Source organism: Acetobacterium wieringae, from assembly GCF_023700225.1.
Lineage (GTDB): Bacteria > Bacillota > Clostridia > Eubacteriales > Eubacteriaceae > Acetobacterium > Acetobacterium wieringae.
This window is the reverse complement of record NZ_CP097897.1, coordinates 1593468-1613608: the sequence shown is the minus strand read 5'-3', so window position 1 is coordinate 1613608 and position 20141 is coordinate 1593468. Positions and strand designations below refer to the sequence as shown.

24 protein-coding genes are annotated in these 20141 nt (G+C 45.4%); 4 read left to right on the top strand and 20 right to left on the bottom strand.

Annotated features, from left to right (window positions below; all coding sequences use genetic code 11):
* Positions 1–12: 12 nt before the first annotated feature.
* From mutS to CHL1_RS07870, 3 genes are all read right to left on the bottom strand, one after another.
* A complete protein-coding gene (gene mutS / locus CHL1_RS07880) occupies positions 13–2658 on the bottom strand; it encodes a DNA mismatch repair protein MutS (protein ID WP_250935900.1) in 2646 nt (881 codons plus the stop codon).
* Positions 2612–4006 (bottom strand): tRNA (N6-isopentenyl adenosine(37)-C2)-methylthiotransferase MiaB, encoded by a 1395-nt coding sequence (gene miaB, locus CHL1_RS07875; RefSeq protein WP_276520482.1) that lies wholly within the window; start codon positions 4004–4006, stop codon positions 2612–2614. Before miaB ends, mutS begins: the two co-directional genes overlap by 47 nt.
* A 477-nt stretch (positions 4007–4483) precedes the next feature.
* Entirely contained in the window at positions 4484–5500 is a 1017-nt protein-coding gene (locus CHL1_RS07870) for a hypothetical protein (protein ID WP_250935896.1), read from the bottom strand.
* A 150-nt stretch (positions 5501–5650) separates the two neighbouring features.
* On the opposite strand from CHL1_RS07870, the gene CHL1_RS07865 reads away from it, so the two are divergent.
* Complete coding sequence (locus CHL1_RS07865; protein WP_250935894.1) at positions 5651–5896, top strand: hypothetical protein; 246 nt, start codon at positions 5651–5653, stop codon at positions 5894–5896.
* 18 nt (positions 5897–5914) lie between these two features.
* Here CHL1_RS07865 and CHL1_RS07860 read toward each other — a convergent pair whose 3' ends face one another.
* Entirely contained in the window at positions 5915–6160 is a 246-nt protein-coding gene (locus CHL1_RS07860; protein ID WP_250935892.1) for a hypothetical protein, read from the bottom strand.
* A 164-nt stretch (positions 6161–6324) separates the two neighbouring features.
* Here CHL1_RS07860 and CHL1_RS07855 point away from each other — a divergent pair, with 164 nt between their 5' ends.
* The 3 genes from CHL1_RS07855 to CHL1_RS07845 are packed head-to-tail and all read left to right on the top strand — an operon-like array spanning position 6325 to position 7452.
* Positions 6325–6534, top strand: a complete 210-nt coding sequence (locus tag CHL1_RS07855; protein ID WP_250935890.1) for a hypothetical protein — start codon at positions 6325–6327, stop codon at positions 6532–6534.
* 44 nt (positions 6535–6578) lie between these two features.
* Positions 6579–7244 (top strand): AP2 domain-containing protein, encoded by a 666-nt coding sequence (locus CHL1_RS07850; protein ID WP_250935880.1) that lies wholly within the window; start codon positions 6579–6581, stop codon positions 7242–7244.
* 1 nt (position 7245) lies between these two features.
* Positions 7246–7452 (top strand): DNA-binding protein, encoded by a 207-nt coding sequence (locus CHL1_RS07845; RefSeq protein WP_250935878.1) that lies wholly within the window; start codon positions 7246–7248, stop codon positions 7450–7452.
* 437 nt (positions 7453–7889) lie between these two features.
* On the opposite strand, the gene CHL1_RS07840 is transcribed toward CHL1_RS07845, so the two are convergent.
* From CHL1_RS07840 to CHL1_RS07765, 16 genes are read right to left on the bottom strand one after another with little or no spacing between them, the layout of a single operon-like run.
* On the bottom strand, positions 7890–8930 hold the full coding sequence (locus CHL1_RS07840; RefSeq protein ID WP_250935876.1) for an N-acetylmuramoyl-L-alanine amidase: 1041 nt from the start codon (positions 8928–8930) through the stop codon (positions 7890–7892).
* Positions 8927–9259, bottom strand: a complete 333-nt coding sequence (locus CHL1_RS07835) for a phage holin (protein ID WP_250935874.1) — start codon at positions 9257–9259, stop codon at positions 8927–8929. Before CHL1_RS07835 ends, CHL1_RS07840 begins: the two co-directional genes overlap by 4 nt.
* A 14-nt stretch (positions 9260–9273) precedes the next feature.
* The gene (locus tag CHL1_RS07830; protein ID WP_250935872.1) at positions 9274–9645 is read right to left on the bottom strand and encodes a hypothetical protein; all 372 of its coding nucleotides are present in this window, start codon (positions 9643–9645) and stop codon (positions 9274–9276) included.
* Positions 9646–9702: 57 nt separating this feature from the next.
* Positions 9703–9864, bottom strand: coding sequence for a hypothetical protein (locus tag CHL1_RS07825; RefSeq protein ID WP_250935870.1), 162 nt, complete (start codon positions 9862–9864; stop codon positions 9703–9705).
* Positions 9857–10000, bottom strand: coding sequence for a hypothetical protein (locus tag CHL1_RS07820; RefSeq protein WP_250935868.1), 144 nt, complete (start codon positions 9998–10000; stop codon positions 9857–9859). The genes CHL1_RS07825 and CHL1_RS07820 overlap by 8 nt, the downstream gene beginning before the upstream one ends.
* 1 nt (position 10001) lies before the next feature.
* A complete protein-coding gene (locus CHL1_RS07815) occupies positions 10002–10322 on the bottom strand; it encodes a hypothetical protein (protein WP_250935867.1) in 321 nt (106 codons plus the stop codon).
* Between the two features lie 10 nt (positions 10323–10332).
* Positions 10333–11922, bottom strand: coding sequence for a hypothetical protein (locus tag CHL1_RS07810; RefSeq protein ID WP_250935865.1), 1590 nt, complete (start codon positions 11920–11922; stop codon positions 10333–10335).
* Between the two features lie 14 nt (positions 11923–11936).
* Positions 11937–12326, bottom strand: coding sequence for a phage tail-collar fiber domain-containing protein (locus tag CHL1_RS07805; protein ID WP_250935863.1), 390 nt, complete (start codon positions 12324–12326; stop codon positions 11937–11939).
* Positions 12327–12338: 12 nt separating this feature from the next.
* Positions 12339–13172, bottom strand: a complete 834-nt coding sequence (locus tag CHL1_RS07800; protein ID WP_250935861.1) for a DUF2612 domain-containing protein — start codon at positions 13170–13172, stop codon at positions 12339–12341.
* Positions 13169–14347: a baseplate J/gp47 family protein gene (locus tag CHL1_RS07795; RefSeq protein WP_250935859.1), complete on the bottom strand. Its 1179-nt coding sequence runs from the start codon at positions 14345–14347 to the stop codon at positions 13169–13171. The genes CHL1_RS07800 and CHL1_RS07795 overlap by 4 nt, the downstream gene beginning before the upstream one ends.
* Positions 14344–14697, bottom strand: coding sequence for a contractile injection system sheath initiator (locus tag CHL1_RS07790; protein ID WP_250935857.1), 354 nt, complete (start codon positions 14695–14697; stop codon positions 14344–14346). The genes CHL1_RS07795 and CHL1_RS07790 overlap by 4 nt, the downstream gene beginning before the upstream one ends.
* Positions 14694–14993: a hypothetical protein gene (locus CHL1_RS07785; protein ID WP_250935855.1), complete on the bottom strand. Its 300-nt coding sequence runs from the start codon at positions 14991–14993 to the stop codon at positions 14694–14696. Before CHL1_RS07785 ends, CHL1_RS07790 begins: the two co-directional genes overlap by 4 nt.
* 9 nt (positions 14994–15002) lie before the next feature.
* Positions 15003–16640, bottom strand: a complete 1638-nt coding sequence (locus tag CHL1_RS07780; RefSeq protein WP_250935853.1) for a phage protein — start codon at positions 16638–16640, stop codon at positions 15003–15005.
* Positions 16633–16947, bottom strand: a complete 315-nt coding sequence (locus CHL1_RS07775) for a phage baseplate plug family protein (RefSeq protein WP_250935842.1) — start codon at positions 16945–16947, stop codon at positions 16633–16635. The genes CHL1_RS07780 and CHL1_RS07775 overlap by 8 nt, the downstream gene beginning before the upstream one ends.
* Complete coding sequence (locus CHL1_RS07770) at positions 16944–17798, bottom strand: phage baseplate protein (RefSeq protein WP_250935840.1); 855 nt, start codon at positions 17796–17798, stop codon at positions 16944–16946. The genes CHL1_RS07775 and CHL1_RS07770 overlap by 4 nt, the downstream gene beginning before the upstream one ends.
* Before the next feature lie 9 nt (positions 17799–17807).
* Positions 17808–20090 (bottom strand): phage tail protein, encoded by a 2283-nt coding sequence (locus CHL1_RS07765; RefSeq protein ID WP_250935838.1) that lies wholly within the window; start codon positions 20088–20090, stop codon positions 17808–17810.
* Between the last annotated feature and the right edge of the window lie 51 nt (positions 20091–20141).

Sequence of the window (20141 nt, the reverse complement as noted above, 5' to 3'; positions counted from 1 at the left end):
TTACTCCGATCACTATAGTTTTTTTCGTAATTGGTCGATCACAATCATGACTTCCAGGGGGCTCATTTTTTCAATTTGCATTTCCCGAATGGTTTCGAGTGCTTCTGCTTCGGCATCGGTCATCGTCTGAGCAACATCAAAGAAATTCAACTGGTTGCCGCTGTCACCGTATAGAACCGTCGGTTCGGCCACCAGCAGCTCCTGGCGGTAGGTATCTTCGCCCGATTCCAGATGGCCAAGAATTTCCTGAGCCCGCCGGGTGACTCCGGCCGGAAAACCGGCCAGCTTGGCGACTTCAATGCCATAACTCTGATCAGCTGGACCGGGAATGATTTTTCTTAAAAAGATCACTCCATCGGGGGTATCCTTAAGCCGGATAGAAAAATTCTTAATCCCCGGTTTTAAGGTTTCCAGCTCAGTCAGTTCATGATAATGGGTGGCAAACAAGGTTTTGGCCCCGATGCTGTCCGGATTGTGGAGATATTCCACCACCGCCCAGGCAATGCTGATGCCGTCAAAAGTAGAGGTGCCCCGACCGATTTCATCAAGGATTACCAGACTGCGGGCGCTGGCATTTTTTAAGATATTGGCCACCTCGGTCATTTCCACCATAAAAGTACTCTGACCACTGGCCAGATCGTCACTGGCTCCGACCCGGGTAAAAATCCGGTCGACGACGCCGATGCTGGCCGCATCGGCAGGAACAAAGGAACCAATCTGAGCCATCAGGGTAATAATCGCCACCTGGCGGATAAAGGTCGATTTCCCGGCCATATTTGGTCCGGTAATAATCAGCATCCGCTGATCATCCTGATTGAGTAGACAATCGTTACCAATAAAATGGTTGGTTCCAATCATATCCTCCACCACCGGATGGCGACCGTTTTTGATCAGTATCGTACTGTCTTCCCGAATCTCCGGACAGACAAAACGGTTTTGAAGCGCCACTGCCGCCAACGCATAGATGGCATCGAGTTCCGCCACTTCCCGGGCTTTTTGCTGAATCCGGGGGATTTCTTTGAGCAGACCATCACGGATTTCCTGAAACACCTGGGTTTCGCAGCGTAGCAACCCTTCCTGGGCTCCGAGAATCCGACTTTCCATTTCTTTTAGCTCCGGCGTAAAATAGCGCTCGGCATTGGCCAAGGTCTGTTTACGAATATAGTCCTCCGGTACCTGGTCAAAATTGCTTTTGGTCACCTCAATAAAATAGCCAAAGACCCGATTATATTTCACCTTCAGATTTTTTATCCCGGTGCGCTCCCGCTCCTGGCATTCCAGATCGCAAATCCAGTCCTGACCCTTCTCAGCAGCTTCCCGAAACGCATCGATTTCTGGATGGAAGCCGGTTTTAATCACGTGTCCGTCTTTTAGAACCAGTGGGGCCTGATCATCGATCGCCTGCTCAATTTGTTCCCATATATCAGTAAGCAGCTCATCCGGATCAAACAGTGCAGTAAGTGGTTCTGCGTCCAGCTGCACCACAAAATCCCGGATTAATGGCAGCGCCCCCAGTGATTGTTTGAGGGCCAGCAGATCCCGGGGATTGACGGTGCCAAAAGCCAGCTTGCCACAGAGCCGTTCCAGATCATAAACCCTAGTCATAATCGTTTTAAACGATGGTAGATCGGCGGCATGATTAAAAAAAGCTGCCACCCCACCCTGACGCTTAAGAATCGCATCACGATTTAAAAGCGGCGCCTCGACCCAGCGGCGCAGGGTGCGTCCGCCCATGGCGGTAACAGTCTTATCCAGAACCCCAAGCAGACTGCCTTTTTTTTCCAAGGTTCTAAGGGTCTGGGTCAGCTCCAGATTGCGCCGGGTCGACAAATCCAGCACCATATAGTCCCTACTGTTATAATAGCGGATCGTTTTAATATGGGTCAGGGCCCGTTTCTGAGTTTCATCGAGATAAAGTAGCAGTGCCCCGGCGGCAGCAATGGCATGATCCCGGCGCTCCAGATCAAGCGCCCCCAGAGCAAAAACCTGAAACTGTTCAGTAATCCGCTGGCTGCCGTTTTTGACCGAGAAGTATTTTTCCGGATAAAGACTGGCCAGTATTCCAAAACGGTTTTCGATCAGGGTCAATGCCTGACCGTCTTTAAACAGTGCCCCATTAAGAATCACCTCAGCCGGTAATAACCGCCCGATTTCATCGGACAGCTGGGACAGCCACTGATCGCGACTTCTGGCTTCGATCTGGGTGACGTAAAAATCCCCGGTTGAAACATCCAGACTGGCTATCCCGAGGCTATTGTTTTCCAGAAACAGGGCCATCAGATAATTGTTTTTCTTGGATTCCAGCAATTTTCCTTCAGAGATGGTACCCGGCGAAATCACCCGAATAATTTCCCGACGGACAATCCCCTTGGCTTCTTTGGGGTCTTCAACCTGTTCGCAGATGGCTACCTTATAACCTTTTTCGACCAGCCGGGTAATATAGTTCTGGGCCGCATGATGGGGCACCCCACACATCGGCGCCCGTTCTTCCAGCCCGCAATCCCGGCCAGTCAGGGCAATTTCCAGCTCCCGGGAAGCAGTCAGGGCATCATCGAAAAACATCTCATAGAAGTCACCAAGCCGAAAGAAAAGCAGGGCATCCGGTACCTCCTCATGAATTTGCAGGTATTGGGTCATCATTGGAGTGAGCTGCGCCATCGGTGTCCTCCTGTGGAATTTTTTCACCATCCAGACTAAAGGTTTTGGCCTGGGTAATCTTAACCATCAGCTGTTTGCCAATATCGCCGGGTTCACCGGGAAAATTGACCACCTTCCCGGTTCGGGTCCGGCCAGTCAGCCGTTCGGGGTTGTTGCGGCTGGTTTCTTCCACCAGCACTTCCACCACCTGATTTTGATAAGTCTGATTGATGTCGTGGCTGATCCGATGGAGCACTTCCAGGCAGCGGTTGATCCGTTCATGCTTAACCGAGTCGGGAATCTGATCGGCCATGGTTGCTGCCGGAGTGCCAGTGCGGATCGAATATAAAAAGGTAAAGGCTGAGTCAAAGTGACACAACTCAATCACTTTGAGGGTCTCTAAAAAATCTTCTTCCGTTTCCCCAGGAAAGCCGACAATCAGATCGGTGGTGATGGCCACCCCCGGGAATTTTTTGCGGATCGTGTCAACCCGATTGAGAATATCATCCTGGGTATATTTGCGGTTCATCGCTTTTAAGACCCGGCTGCTGCCGGATTGGATCGGCAGATGGATATAATTACAAACCTTGTCACACTCGGCGATGGCATCAATCACCGCATCGGTGAGATCTTTTGGGTGGGAGGTCATAAACCGGATCCGTTTGAGTTTTTCAATGGTATTAAGCTGTCGCAATAAATTGGCAAAATTTACCTCGTCCCCCAGATCATTGCCGTAAGAATTGACGTTTTGGCCCAGCAGTGTCACCTCCACACAACCATCGGCCACCAAGGCGGCGACCTCGGAAAAAATACGCTCCGGCTGGCGGCTGACTTCCCGGCCCCGGGTATAGGGCACAATGCAGTAGGTGCAGAAATTGTTGCAGCCATTCATAATGGTCACAAAGCCCTTAAAGGGATATTTGCGGTCCACCGGCAGATCTTCAATGATCGTATCGGAATCTTCCCAGACCTCCACCAGCCGCTTGCCATTGACCATGTAGTTGTTAAGCATCTGCGGCAACTGATGAAAATTATGGGTCCCAAAAACCAGATCAACCTGGGGATATTTGGTGACAATCTGATTGACGATTTCGGGCTGCTGCATCATGCAGCCGCAGACCGCCAGAATTAAATCAGGATTATTTTTCTTAACCGTCTTATAGGCGCCAATATTGCCAAAGACCCGCTCGTCGGCGTTTTCCCGAACCGAGCAGGTGTTAAGAATGACCAGACCGGCCTTGTTGACATCCATTTCTTCGACGTAGCCCAGGGCTTTTAACATTCCCGAAATTTTTTCGGAGTCATTTTCATTCATCTGACATCCGAAGGTTTTTATACAGAACGTTAGCTTTCTATTCTTATGTTTCATCTATATTTTAACTCCTAATTAGCTGTTTTAAAATTTCACCCTACTATTATATACTAAATAAATCAAATGTGAATGTTAATATTGAAACGTGTATCTGGAATTAAGGTTCGGGTTTACCCCGGGCCTTTTTTCTTTTCACAAAAATAGGACCATATCATCAATACGGTCCCGCAAAACAGAAAGCAAATTGCAGTATGCTATTGTTTTTCTATGTCCAACCTCATTTATGCATGAAACAGTGGCCCGGTTGGAACGATTGATTGAATTATACCATAAAACCATCAGTTGTTCTATAAATATGGCTTATTATCTCGTTTTAACAGGTCACTTATTACCTGTGAGGGCTTAAGCTACTTAAAACGGAAATATGAGCGATATTTGATAAAAATCATGTTTTCTCGCAAAATCGCACTATAAAACACCGTAATTTCATCAGTTCAAGCGTTTTTATCGCCAGTTTCTCGCATTTTCATAAAATCAATTTAATAATGAAGTGTCCCGAGCATACGCCCATGGTACTGGGTAATCAGTTTTAAAGTAATCAGCTCCGGCCGAAACTTCTTCATCCAGTATTATGTTTCTCGTTATCGGCCCATTTGCATAACCAATTTCATTAATTTGCTGATAGCCCATATGCGCCATCCGCAAAATCAATTCGCCGCTTGTGGCGTTTGTTTTTCCAAACAGTGTTGAATGACCACCATTTGTCGTTCCTATAAATTTAGCCTGATCGTTTTCAAAAGTATAAATTTGATACTCATAATTTGCTTCGCTAATACCAGTTTTTACAAACAACTCGGGGATTCCATTACTGTCCATATCAAATAGGCTGTATGGGCAAGCATATTGGGAGTATCCATAAGTTTTCCCATTTTGCACAAATAACTGATAAACGACTTTTTTATACGCCTCTTTGAATTGAGGGATAGTAGCATCTTTAAAAGCTGCTCCCGATCCAAGCTCTGGCGGATCTTCGTTGGCTGGCGAAATAACAATCTTAATCCCTTCTAAGCGGTATCCATAACCGGCCGTACCGGCAGGCTCGCCATTTTTAGCCCATCCCATCCAGCCGATATTTTGGGCATGAACTTTATAATAGATATTAAATTTATCGGCATCTGCTCCGGTCAGCTTGATCTGGATCGCTTCGAGTCTGTATCCCAAGCCCTCGGTGCCACTCATGGTATCATCAGACTTCCACCCACGGTTTGTATCTGCTTCCCAACCAATATTCTGGATGTGTGTCTGGTAGCTAATGCCTAAGTCATAGCCCTGGTTATCCAGTTTTATCTTGATTCCTTCCAACCGGTAAGATTTCCCCTCAGTTCCACTCATCTTTCCAGCGCCAACATAATCCTGCCAACCCACATTCTGGACATGGGTGCAGTAACTGACAGTGGGATAAGTGGAAGCCGTGACACTGGCCGGGATAATCCCGATCATCAGCAGCATCGACAATAATAATCCCGACAACTTTTGAATACTCTTCCTCACAAATTCGTCCTCCCTGTATTTCTCAATAATTCAAGTATACGCTTACATTAATTGAAATTCAATAAATAAAAAAGATTAATTTACAAATAACTGAGTTGCCGATATAATCTAACTAACTTGTTGATTTCGAGTAATATAATTGGGGGAATTATGGAAAATTCAAAAACTGTTCTTGAGCAATATCTGAGCAATACTTACAAAGAAATGGACATTGCCAAAGATGCCGAATCTCTGAAAATGATCCGTGACATGGCGCTTGGCGCTCTCTTGTTTTGTTTTCGTGCCGAGATCATCACTGATCAAGATCGTAATTTACTTGTTGATAAGATTAATTTAGAATATGGGATCAAGTGGCGTGATTTGTTAAAGGAAAAAGCTTTAGATTCAAGACGATAAAATCTCCCGCCCAGGTGTTTATCCTGGGCTTTTCGCTTCCACAAACCATCGCGGCTCCTCATAAAACAGAAGCCGTTCCTTCCCGGCTATCTTGCACTTATACCGGACGCCCAAACCGCCGACAGCAATTGATGCAGCTGGCCGGGCATCCAGGATGCTGTCAATTTCAAAGACCCGGCCGTCTGGCCACTGTATCGATAGTGGGGTTATACCATCTTCATCAAATTTTGCAATCACTTCGACGAATTTCTTTACTAATTTCATTTTACCACCTCATGGAACGTTTGTTTTATAGTACATCCGTTCTATCGTAAAGTCAATATTTAAATTATTTAAAAAACTTTCATAAACCTATTGACATTACGCCTATACAGGCGTATAATAAGACTATAGAAACAAACTAATAAAAAAAACAAAGGAGATCGGAAATGAAACTTGAAGCAATGAATGAAGTATTAAATGGTGATTACAGATTAAGAAAAGGCGTTCCTGACGCAAGATACAGCGGAAACTACACACTGTATAAAATGATCGAAGATGGTTTTCAAGTTCCTGGAACATACGGCAGAGCAATTGAAACATTCAAAACAATCAAGGCAGCTAGCGAATACGCTGACAAACACGGATTATTGAAATAATTTAAAGGGCTGGCATCCTAAACTGCCACTTTTTAGGTGGTAAGATGGGTAAAATAAGAGATTTGAAAAATATGAGATTTGGAAATCTTACTGTCATTGAGCGTTCGGGATCGGACAAATCAGGCAACGCACTTTGGTTATGTCAATGTAAATGCGGAAACACTAAAGTTATCCCGGCAACTTCGCTGATATCAGAAAGAACTAAATCTTGCGGATGCCTTGATAAAGAATTGCGCAAATCAAAACAAAGCATAACAATTGGAGACAGGTTCGGCTCCCTCGTCGTTCTTGAAAAGTCGCATATCGAAGGGCGAAAACAAATGTGGAAGTGTCAATGCGACTGCGGAAATATGACATTTGTTTCGACAGGCAATCTAAAAAACGGGGCTACTGAATCTTGTGGCTGCTCTTATGTTAAATCAAGATCGAAAAACCTTGGCAAAGCGCGTGAAAAAATAAACGAATCACTTGTTGAGGGAACTGATTTAACGAAGATATCAAGCGATAAGCTGCCAAAATCTAATACAAGCGGAATTAAGGGTGTGGTATGGGACAAATCAAGACAAAAATGGATTGCTCAAATTACTTTCAAAGGTAAAAACATCAATCTTGGTCGGTATGATGACATCAAAGAAGCTTCAAAGGCTCGTGCGGAAGCCGAAAATAAATACTTCAAACCGATTCTGGAAAAATACAAAGGAGAAAAATAAAATGGCACTAATATCAGCAGCAGAATATGCAGACAAACACGGGAAAGCCAGACGCACCGTTTCGCAAATGTGTAAAAATGGCGGTTTTGAAACAGCTATGAAAATCGGTCGCAATTGGGCGATTGACGAGGACGAACCGTACCCCGATCGTCGGGTAAAATCCGGAGAATTTAAAAACTGGCGCAAACCGAAAAATTCAGCCCCTTGATCGGGGCTTTTTCTTTGCAATAAAAAAAGACCACCCGAAGGTGGCCCCGCCCCGGAAAGACCAAAAGGCACCGGCAGCTTATCGTTTAATGATTTGCCGACGTCGGCAAAACGTTAGATTATCGAACAATTTGTTGACGTCAACAAGATGTTGTTTTACTTAATTAACTCAATCATTTACTTAGTCTGCAAACAACCGGCAAATAAACAAACGGCTGCAATATACAGTTTTTGTTGTTTTATCCACCGATAATCAAATTACCAGCAAGTTAAATTAAGTCATTGTTTTGGATATTTTGCGTTATGGCAAGACATCCAAGCCTATCGAATTCGACGGGTTTAAATCTAACCGCCTCGAATCGCACACGGTTAACAGTAGGACGGATCACAATTCTGTTACCCGTCCGAAACTGCCCGAAATTGTCCGGTCAGTCCGAATTACCCAAAATACGCCAAAATCCCGTCCAATATTCCCAGCGCTTCCAATTCAGCCCCGCCGTTATTGAACAGCGCACAATCAGCCGGTGAGCTGGCAAATGAAGCCTCAGTGATAACAGCTGGCATGTCGGAGTAAGTAACATCTGAATCATCCCGCTGGATCAATCCCCGCTGTCGTAAACCCAATCGGTCATACAATCCATTCAGGCAAAGCGTGGCCAGCCGAATCCCGGCATCACTTCCCGGGTAGCAGATCGCACAAGTTCCTGACGAACCCGGATCACTCGATCCGTTGTGGTGGATGCTGATAAACAGATCCGCTCCCGCATTATTGGCAATCACCGGACGATCTGATAGGTAAACATGATCATCTGTAGTTCGGGTATAAACTACCTGGGCTCCACGTTCTGTCAACATAGGCCCCAGAATCAGCGCCACAGTCAAATTCATGTCAGATTCTCGCAAATCTCCACATGCCCCCGGATCACTACCGCCATGGCCTGGATTAATACAGATAATCTTTCCGGACAGGTTTCCGATTGGAGCTGCAGGAGTGACCGGTTCCACTGGTTTCGGTTCAAACTTGATATATTTGTTTGGGTTGTCCACATTAAGGTCGATCCCCTTCGGAGTCAGCACAATCCGGATTGCTTCAATTCTCAGTCCGCCACCCTCTGATCCGCACAGCTCCCCGTTTTTCGCCCAGTTCGTCCAACCGATTTTTTCAGCGTGAACCTGATAGTGGATATCGTACTTTTCGGCATCCGCACCGGTTAACTGGATCTGAACTGCTTCCAAACGTTTGCCCTGGCCGATTGATCCACACAAAGCACCGTTATAAACCGGCTCAAGCCAGCCCGTGTCTTGCTGGTGGCCCCGCAAAAATACATTGATATCCTGACCGTTCAGTTCATCCAGCCAGACCTTTAGCCCTTCAAGCCGCTTTGACTGGCCGGTGACTCCCAACGTCTCGCCGCTGGTAACCGGACCGATATCGCCAAAGTCCTGTTGATGTCCTGAATATTTTAAAACAACCATCATTGCACCGCCTTTTCAGCGGCTGCATTGACCGCTTCTTCCTGTTCAGCTAACAGTCGATTGGATTGATCTAATATAACTTTAACCGCTGCATCTTTTAGATTTTTCATAATAATATCCGATTGCTGGGCCGATGCTGTGATACTATTATTTTTCCAAGCATTCCAGAGTGATGCCCCAATCATCGCAGCATTCGATAAAAATACATATAACTCTGTTTCGGAAACCGCAACCGGGTTCATCCCTGAAGCGGTCAGAATCCCATTCACCAGAGCCATCGCCAAAACAACCAATCTGATCCATACGTCTTTTGATACACCTTTTACATTCATTTTCTATTTCTCCTTTAGTTTTTTATTTTCAAATCACAAACACGCTCAAATAGCTCTTTACAGGTACCATTTCCACCCATTCCAGAATAAGCCCGGTATAAATGCTCAAGGTTTTTCATATCCTCAATAGAAATTTCATCCTGATCAATGTGATACTTACACGCCTGATAAACCCGATCATGCAAAAGCGCAAGAACCCCAATTTCAAGGGACTCCTGCGCTTTTTCGAAATCATCACAACGACTGTTTAAATCATCGTGAGGCTTGATAAACTTTTTTCTTAAACAACCGATGACCGGAGGCCATACCTTTGCTTTAAATGTTATGAATACTATAATCCCACCAACTACCTTTACTGCCAGATCAAACACCGCTTCCGCTCCCAACTCCGCCCTCCTGTGATTCTTTTTCAATGTCGTTTTTTCGTAAATAAAAAACAGCCGTTAAGCTGTCGGTTCGTTCTCGATGTCGTATCCGATTTCAATCAATTTTTTGCCAACTTCATCTCTTAGATTTGACAAATTTGGCACTTGACCGTATTTGTAGGTTCCAGCCAAAACAGCCCCAAACCAAACGCGTACTAACATACTATTTGCATTAAACATTGCTTGCACCTCCTTCCACAATAGCAGTAACAACAGCGATAAGATTAGACAGATTAGGTACATCACTTAATTTCTTGTCTCCTTTCAGAACTGCGTCAGCCCATACTTTTACAACTATACTATTTTCAGTAAACATTTTACATACCTCCCACAATCGCCATTGATAACTCAATGATGGCACTATTTAAATCGTTTCTAAGTGATTCGATTGCTTCCGCCTGAATCTGCTCTGCGGTTTTGGGAATATCCTCGTACTGAAAGATAAATCCGTCAGCTTCTGTATAATACATAACTGCTATTTTCCCTTCAATCTCTTCTGGTTCCGGGATTGATTCAACCAGAAAACCTTCTAGTCCGAGTTCTTCTTCTGTCTTGCCTAATCCATAATTTTTATCAAACGGTTTATAATGGATCAGCTCAACTAAATTTGAATCTTTGTTCGTTCTAAAATAAATCATTTTTTCCTCCTTACGATAATTGATAATTAAATTTCAGTTTCTTAACAGCGGGATATCCTGAAATTAAATAAGAAGTAAACACCTCATCATCAGAATTGGCGTATAAACCATTAACCATATTTGATGTACTGAGTATTTGACCAAATGTGCTTTGTATTCCCTGAGCCTGATCATCGAGCTTTATAGCGTAAAGGTAATACGTTGATGTACTTTTTAAAAACAGCAGCTTCTTCGAGCTAGCTAAATTGGGATACCCACATTGTAACCCAGTGTCAGTTGATACCTGACTGACTTGACTGTTAATTAGGCTCCAATCACTTGTAGAAACAATTTTTGTTCTAAAATAACCGTTGTAAACTCTTGAAGCAATCACTTTTGCACCAACGTCAAATACTTTATATGTAGGAGTAGACAAATTTTCAAAATTGTGCGCCGCACCTGAAAAAACAACATCTCCATTTGCATTAAATTTAGTTATTAGCGCTGATGCTGCGTGATAATACCAATTACCTGCATCATCGAAAAATGGAATAGTACCACTATAGAGATTTGGCAATGATATCGTTTGATCAACTGTCATTGTCGCCATGTTGAATCGTTTTACCGATCCATCGGCTTGAAAAGCCTTAATCTGGTGTTCGCTAACTCGTTCTACCCTTAAGTCAGTATCACCAGTTCTGAGCGAAAAATCTGTACCAGAAGTTATTAAAGTTCCAGTAGGGTTGTGCTTAGCCCATCCACCATTGTAAAAAATAAAATAATTGTTCTCGTATAAAATAACCCTGTAAACACTACTTGCAGGTGAAATTATAAAATTATTCAACCAATTACCATCGGAATCAAAAACGTATATTCTTCTTTCTCCACTTGTTATAACCTCGATCATAAGCTTATTTGAATATTTATCAAAATACATTGATTCTAAACTGGTTATCCATTGTGGAATTAAATCTTTATACGGAACAAGTGGCATCTCAGGAATAAGATTGTCATATGATATTTTCATGCCACTTTTATATGGATTCGTCCCTGTCAATTTATTTTTTGCATCATCGCTGTAAAACATCTTCCCAGCAACAACATCAGCAGCCACTGCATCACCAGTTAATGCTAATGTTCCTATCAGTCCTATATCATCATCATTACTAAATGTTTGTCCCGCTAGTACGTCTCCGGCCGTTGCCGTCCCTTCCGCACTAGCCTTGATAAAAAAACAATCACCTATTGCGTTGTACCAAACCGTTGCCGCCTTGCCAGCAACCAGTTTCGGTGCTGTGGTTGTCCCCGGCTTATACAAGGGTTTCGCATTAATCGTTGTTGCTGCACCTGAATTACTTGACGCAATGACGAACGTCGTCTGGAATCCATCAACCAGCTCAACGCCCGTGAGCGTGATTACAGTTGCTGTTCCTCCGGCTGTTTGAAATGTTTTTAGCGCATCCCACGCCTCTTGCTTCTCAGCCGTGACGTGGATGTCGGTGTCGGCGATATGGTTATTATGTTCCTCAATCAACTCATTGCCAATCTCTGAAATCCTTTGGTTAAAAAGCAGACCTTTTGCACTGTCATTGTCTCCAAATGTTCCAAATCTATTCTCCATGTAGAGCCTCCTTTCTAAAATGCATTGTTGATCGTCCTTTCAAACCGGGTTTCGGCCGTTTTGGGACTGGGTACCGTATGCATCAGCACGATTAAATCACCGGCTGAATCATACAGGCCATAAGCCGAAATGCTATGACCATTCCCTTCGCTCTGATCCAATATCCCCAATATTGCAACCGTGGTTGCAATTGGGAACGCGTAACTTTCAATGTCTTTTTTCAGAACTTCCCCGGGTACCGCTGTTGCCGCCGGATCGGGTTGAGTCGGCTCACCGGTACCAATATCATGACCACCGGTTCCAAACCCTATCTGGGCGATCACCGGTAGGGTAATTGCGCCCACCGAAGCCTTAGCCAGTTTCTCCCGGCCTTTATTCGTTGTAATAATAATCGAATCTGCCATTGTTTCCCCTTTCTAAATTATTTCCATGGATGTTGAGTGGATAATGATCGGTCGCTCGCCGTTAAGCAACAGCGACCCGTCCAAAAGCACCGTTCCATCCAAGATAAAATCAGGTGTGTTTGTTACCTCTAAACTGTTTAACAGGCCTGTTGAACAACTTATATCAATGTCGTTGTTTGTGGTACTTTTGATCACCAGACTTGTGCTATGTGTGATACCAATCGGGTTATTAACGGTCAGTGGCTCGCACCACCAAACCTTTACCCCGCCGGTTTTAATGAAATTGGCCATCTGCTTAACCTGGGTCATGGCTTCAAGGATCTTGTCCTCATAATCCTCATAACTAAAGGTGAAGCCACCGTCCAGTTTCCGGCTGCCATCCAGCTTATACTTGCCGTCCAAATACCATGGATCATTCTCGATATCCTGATACTGGCTTTTGATCTTATCAAAATAATTGATATACCGGACTTCCAACGCCGCCGGTTCATTTCCGTATGATGTATCGCCCCAAACCTCCCGGACGCCAAGGAAATGATCATCCAGCAAGGAATCAATGATTTCGTTGATTGTGTCAATCTGCCCCCCGGATCGATTCGCCCGGATCTTAACTTTTAAAAACATCCGGTATCGGACATCATCCATAGCGCCTCGCTCCTGAAGGACGTTCTTTCCGATGTTATCCAAGGTCACACCAGTCGCATTATCGATCAAGCGGTAAAGCTCAATCGTTTTGAGCGTGTCCCTGATCTCCTGCATTTCCAGCTCAATCACTGCCATAAGGCGACCAATATTGCTGGTAGGATCACGCTTATAATTACTTGTCAGCCGTTTTGCCAGTTTCACGCAATCACCACCTTGTTATAATCAGTCATCGCCACAGAGTTTGCATCGATGACGATGTTGGTGCTGGTAAAGGTGATATTGTCCGTCGATACCGTCACCGTGACATCCGTAACCCCGGAAACCTTGTGACACAACCCAATCAATTTGGTATAGATAACATCAGCTCCAAGGCCCATACCGTTGTATTCTGTCGAATCAGCATCTAAACCGCCGATATACTGAATAATCACCGTTTTAATCGATGCATCGCCATTGGCTGGATACAATTCAGTATCTTTTTCCAACGTAATATGAATGTAAACCGGCACCTCAGTTGCCCGGGTAAACCCGATTTGATGCGTGACGCCTTTGTTGTCAGTAACGCCCACATATGTCGCCCCAAAAGCCTGAATGCCGCCACCCTTCGATTTATAGATGGCATTGGCCACTTCTGTATCTGATCCCCCATAAACGAATGAGGATAAGCATTTAGGCGGGATACCGTCCACTGTTGCTACCGTATCATTTTCAGTCACTTTGGCATCAGTAACGGTTGGTATTGCCAATAACGCCGCCTCGACACTTGCAGCAGTTGAACTACCGCCGCTGGCAATCGAATCATCGTAACGGGCTTTAAATGTCGTGGTGTCCTCGACCTCCTTTCCGCCGGATGTCTCCAAATCGTTGGTAACTGATGTAACCCCAGACAAGGCACTTACTATCTTTGTAATTTTTCCGGCTGCCACATTCCCGATACTGCCAACCTCAATACATTGAATATTGACATCGATGGTGCCGGTGCCGCCGATAATGGCCTGTTGCAATGTCCAGAAATTAATGTTGCCAAAAGCGATCACATAATTGGCCGGAATAACAGTCCCCGGCGTACCGGCAAAGGTCGCAATACCAGTCGCATAAGTAGCACCTTTTCTCTTCACATTAATATACTGGCCGACCGCATCAACCTGGTATCCCGTGGCGGTGTCTTTGAATGCGGAATAATAGACATTCTCCAGCTGCTGCCATTCATCGGCTAGTTCGAACGCAATCACTTTTAACTGCATCCCGAGGGGGCTGTTCGTGTTCACGTTGATATCCCGGCCAAATATACTTTTGGCGTTGGACTGCATACTTTCCAATATGTCGATGTACCGTTTCCGCTTAAACCCTTTTTCTGTTAAGCCGAATTCACTCATAACCTCACCTCACTTTCAATGGTATTCCCGGTTTTAGTGATGATCTTAAATCCAATGGCCAAAGACCTGGCTGAGTTATCAAATTCGATCGTCGTGGCCGTCACTGTCTTTACCCGGTCATCCTGGGTGGCTGCTGCAATTAATCCAAGTCGGATCAAGTTTTTGTCCGGACGTTTGGTTTTTAACAGATCAAAGTCAAACCCATGGTCCGGGTCCAGAAAGAATTCCCTAACATTTGCCGAGAATATCCGCTCAAGACTTTGGGCTTCCTCCTCTTTTCCTTCCACCATGACAAGCTCGCCATTATTGTCAAAAACGATATCGCCATCGATTAACTTAAAAGTTCTCATTCAACCACCCCCAGAATCACTGCATCGGATAGATCTTTCTTGCCAAAAGCTACCAGGACCACATCGCCGATGTTCAGTGGCAAAATAAAAGGCGTTGGCGTTCCATTCACCAAAGCCCATTGTTTTAATTTCTTTGCGCTACCGATTAAAGGATAATCCTCTTCGCCGGTCAGGTAGTTCTTCTTTGGAATGGGTTGGATCACCAGGGGGGAGACTGTAATGACTGTGCATCGCATCGTTGTGTTTAATTCAGCAAGCGTATTTTTTATAATTGTTTTGATTAAATCATCAAGCATAGTTTCACCTCAATCCATCACGGCATCAGCTGGCCATGTCTGGCAATGCACAAACCCCATGCCGTAATAACGTAGCGTTCCTAAACCAGCAGCCTGAGCTGCATTATAGAGATAATCAACGCCAGCACCCGGGATATAGCAATCACAAGCCTCGCCGGTCATATGCAGGCTATCGGGAACACCGCCATCAATATTGTTCTGGTATTCACACCGGGCTCCTGACGTAATTTTAATATTGCCGCCAATATTAACCCATACCTGGTTCATCTTGTTTTTCAGTTCAGGTATAGCATCAAGCCCGCAGCCACAAGCGCACTTAAAAGCGCCAGCCGGGAAATTGCCATCACTGCCGTCACCGGCACCGCTACCGGCCGATTTGCCGCCGTCCCAAGCATAAACAGCGAGGGCATACTCGATACGCTGGCTCATCCCAGCACCGCCAGACCGCTCAAATGCTTGTTCAAACAAGATGGCTGCCTGTTCCGGATCTGTCAATGACTTAAAGGCATCTAAGCTCGGTAAATCCGTGTAAGTCGGGAAACAATTAGCTTCGGCGCCAGTCGTAATTTCTTCATAAAAATACTCTAACTGCAATTGCATGTCGTTAGCCGCACAGCTTTTCGCTGTGGCATAAGCTTCAAGCCCTTCACGCCTGCCACCAAGCCATTGGAATAACCCGTAGGCACCGGATGCATTTTCCGCATTTGGGTCATAACCGCTTTCCAGTTCCATGTTGCCCATCACCCCGGCAGTCGCCGCCTTACTGAATCCTTTATTAATCAGGAACGTCCAGATCTTTCCCTTTGGGGTATTCTCTCCACTTCCACCGCTGTTTTTAACTGGTGGCACGTACCGGGAAACTTCGTCTGTCGGATAGCAATTAACGGTCGTGGTAAAATCAGATCCGCTGTGGGTGCCATCATTCACACGAAACAGCCCGCTCAGGTATTTGCTCTCTAATCTAAAAACAGACCCTAATGTCAGCATCGGGTTAAGCAAGGATTTAATCTTATAGCCCGTCGCCCCGTTGGAGTCTGTAAACTGTTCAGGACTTCCAATCAATCCGGTGCTGCGATTTAAAAGAACGCCAGTATCAATTTCATAAACGGCACTCACGATGTAGATAATGTTGCAGCGCACAAACATAAAGCTGTTGGTTGTTTTTACAATATCTTTCATGGCAGCATCAACGGTGCCACTGAACACCTTGCCATCGGCATAGGCAATATCCGCATTTAATTGGATGTTCCCCACTTCCATGTCCACGCTGTTTAAAATATCTTTAACAGCAAAACTCGCCATGGTTCCGGGGGCATAGGATTTTGATATCGTCTGCGATAAAATCACATTTATGTCCGGCGTCACCATCAACTTTAGGGTACGGTCAACTGCATCGCTGGCGACCTCAATGTCGGATATCTTCCCCACCAGCACATTGCCCATGTTATCCCCATAACCAGCATTCAAAATAACCGTTTGACCATTGCCAATACCCCGGATGGTTTCCGGGGTCAGATTGACAATCGATACATCATTAACCGGCTGTTCATCATCGGCGTTGAATGCAATATTAAAATCAATTTCCAGATCTGGCATCACCACATTATTTATGATTAGTTGTTTCTTTCGTCTAAATAAATTACTCACCGGCCACCCCCACATATAAGAACACCGTCACATTGAAGTTACTCCAAGTGATCTCTGTTTCTTTCCCGGTTGGATCCATAGGCGTAACCGAAGGAAAACCAAGGTATGATTGGGTGCTTAAGATTGGTTTGTTGAGAACCAACTTTTCGCCCGTTGTCCATACCGTTCCAGAGCTATCAGAGACCGCCACGGTGAAGAAATCGAACGACGCATTGTAATGTACTTCAAATGTGAAAGTGACCTTGTTTAACCGAACATCAAATTTGATCGGTATATTTCTTTTATCAATGCTAATATAACTACTCATTCTCGTAACACCGGCTGCAATCCACCATTTTTCAGGTTGTTCATTTGGGTATAGATATACGCTTCATCGATCACCGTCACCACACCCGTTGCCATGGGTATTTCCTGTAGGGCCAACGTAAAAGAAACGCCTCCTTTTAAAGAAACGCTTCTATCTGTGCCGAATGAAGTGATAACCATGTTATTGGCCGTGTCGCAGCCGACATACCGCAGCAAATCTCCATCATCGGTATAGCCCCGGATGGTTTCCAGCTTTTCCTGGCAATCATCCCCCACAATAATGCCGGTAATATTCATCGTCAGCGGCTTGTTTTCCACATGGTCACTTACCGTTCCGCCTTCAATGGCTTTATTGGTCACATTGTTACTCATGTTCGTGCTTTCGCCGGTGGTTGATGTAAAAATCACATCGCCCAACTTACACTTTAAGCTATCCTCATACCATTTTTTAAACGCTTCATTGCTGGCCTTATCGACAATCTGAATCTCGACCGCTTCCAGTCGACGGGATTCCCCGACCGATCCAACAATGGCACCATCAATGGCCCAGTCGGTCCAGCCAATACCCTCCAGATGCACCCGGTACCAAACGTGCTTGCTGGTATCGTCCAGAAGCTCGATTCTAAAAGCTTCCATTCTTAAAGATTGGCCCACCGTTCCAGCGATTTCGCCACGGTTCACCCAGTCTTGCCAGCCAACATTCTGGACGTGGGCTTTATAGCGTAACCGGTAATCGGAATTGATAATCAAGGCTTCCAGCCTCAAGCCAAGGCCCGTGGTGCCGATTGTCTCGCCGTCACTCTTAAACTCTGTCCATCCAATGTCTTGCACATGGGCTTGTCCTTCTATCATATCGCCCTCCTATGCCGTTACTGGCGGATTTCGTAAAGCCATTTTCTTTTCATAACGTTCCATGCATGCAAGCCATTCTTTTTCGATGTTGGAAACAACTTCTTTTGCATCAGCCCCGGCTCCGACATTGACGTGAATTTCTGTTTTGAAAGTGATCGGGGCGCTGCTTCCTGAACCAGAACGACTAGCCATTCTTGCTCCCGATTTTGCAGAGACTGGGTTATCGGATTCGCCAATACCCGCACCCCCTCCATTTATTCCAATGCTCATATCAGTGCTCAATCCCGATAATGCGTTATTTACCAAGTAAGCGTTGCTTGTGATTCCTCCCGCTAGTCCACGCATCATATCCGGCATCCATTCCTCGTAATAATGTAGCGGGCCTTCATCAGGCCTTGAGAAGTGTAAAAACGCCGTGATTTTATCGGCAACAGCCTGAACTGCGCTGCCAACCGAATCTGTGGCACCCATGATCCCGTCAACGAGCCCCTGGACCATGTCAGAACCCCATTCAAGAAACCTCCCAGGCAAGGCAGCCACGTAAGACACAGCTCCTTCAAAAGCACCGTTTATTGACTCAGAAACACCGTTAAATGAGTTGCCAATGTCATTTGACAAGCTAGAAAAAAATACTACTGCGCCATTCCAAGTGTTTGTAACGCCGTCATATGCCCCAGTGAATATAACCCCTATAGAGTTTCCGGCAGACGAAAGTCCTGTTTGTATATTTGTTCCTACTTGTCCGAAAAACGATCCTACACTACCCCATGCGTTTTTGGCATTTTCCGCCCCAACAAAAAAAGCCGTTAAATTCTCAACGACCCCAACTATTGATGACCCAACGCCTTTTACGCTATCAGCAACCCCGCCCCAATTTCCGGTAGCTAATGACGTCCAGAAGTTGGCAATGTTTTGAACCCAGGATGCTACACTTAGAACAACCCCAGCACCAGCACTCTCGACTTGAATCCAAAGATTCAGGAGGTTCCCGGCCCATTCGCCTAGTTGCCCGGGATTAAATTCTTCGTTATTTCTATTTACAGTATCAAAGAATAAGTCCCAAGATGTTTTTAATGAGGAAAAGCTCGCTTGAATGTTCGGTGTGTTTTCTTCGACTTTTTTCTTTATCCCATCGTAAGCCGCATTAAAACCATCACAGGCGGTTCGAAATCCATCCCCAACCATATAAATGACCGAGTCCAGCCCGCTCAGTGCTGCGGGGTCGCCGATGCCTTGAAACCCATCTGTCAAAAATGTTACTTTTTCGCCTGCTGTTTTCAGCCCATCAGTCAGGTTCTTCATAACTCCAACGGCCATGCCGAGGGCCGGTTTCCCAATGACAGCAAGAAAGTCAGACCAGGCTTGTTTCACATTGCCGACTTGATTTTCCCATCCATCCGCTTCCCTTGACGCTTGTCCAGTGGCTCCAGCTAGTTTCTGCATATTTTGAGCATATTCTAGACGGGTCGCCTGCTTCGTCGCTTCATCCAGCTCAGACCATGCGCCAGTTGAGCTGACAAGACCTTTCTGAATCGCATATTGGGCCATTTGAGTATCATTTGCAAAAAGTCCAATAGACTCGCCACCTTCATAATTCCCCTTGATAAAGCTTGTTAAGGCGCTATTTGCGTCTGCATAAGACTTATCATAAAAGGCCGCTGCATCTGCGCTGGCCGTTACCGCATCGGTTGCTTTTGCCATGGATGATTCAGTATCAAGGCCTAAGCCCTTAAACATTGACGTCATCTGAGACATGGATGGTTTTAATCTGTTTGGTACCATTCCGAATTGACCCGACATACTATCGACCGCTTTTTGGGCCGCTGGCTCTAAATCGCCAAATGTTTGAGTGAATTGTGAGGAAATGGCCTTAGCCGAACCAGCCGATTCCAACGCAGCCGTCCCAAATTCGATTATTTTATCTATTGCAAACGTGGCGACTATCGCCGCCCCAGCAGCTTTAGCTTTTCCTACCAATGAGTCAAAACTGACGCCGTTGATATCGTTTATTGATTTTTTCGCCTTAGCTGCCCCGGAACTGCTTGTCCGGTCAATCTCTGACCACGCCTTCTTCATTGCGTCCGATTGATCCATGCCAGCCTTGCGATAAGCGGCAGCTAAACTCGCAACTTGTGATCTCTGGCTTTTGGCGCTGTTGTCTGCCGCTGATTCCATTTCTTTATACGATGATGCTACATTGGCTTTCATTTTGTCGGCTGCGCTGTCCATGGCTTTTATGCCTGACGTGTCTCCTTTAAAGCCGATACTAAACGCCATATTCCGTAAATCCATCTATTAAACCTCCTTTCCGCCATGGCGGCACCTTTAATCAGCGCCACCATT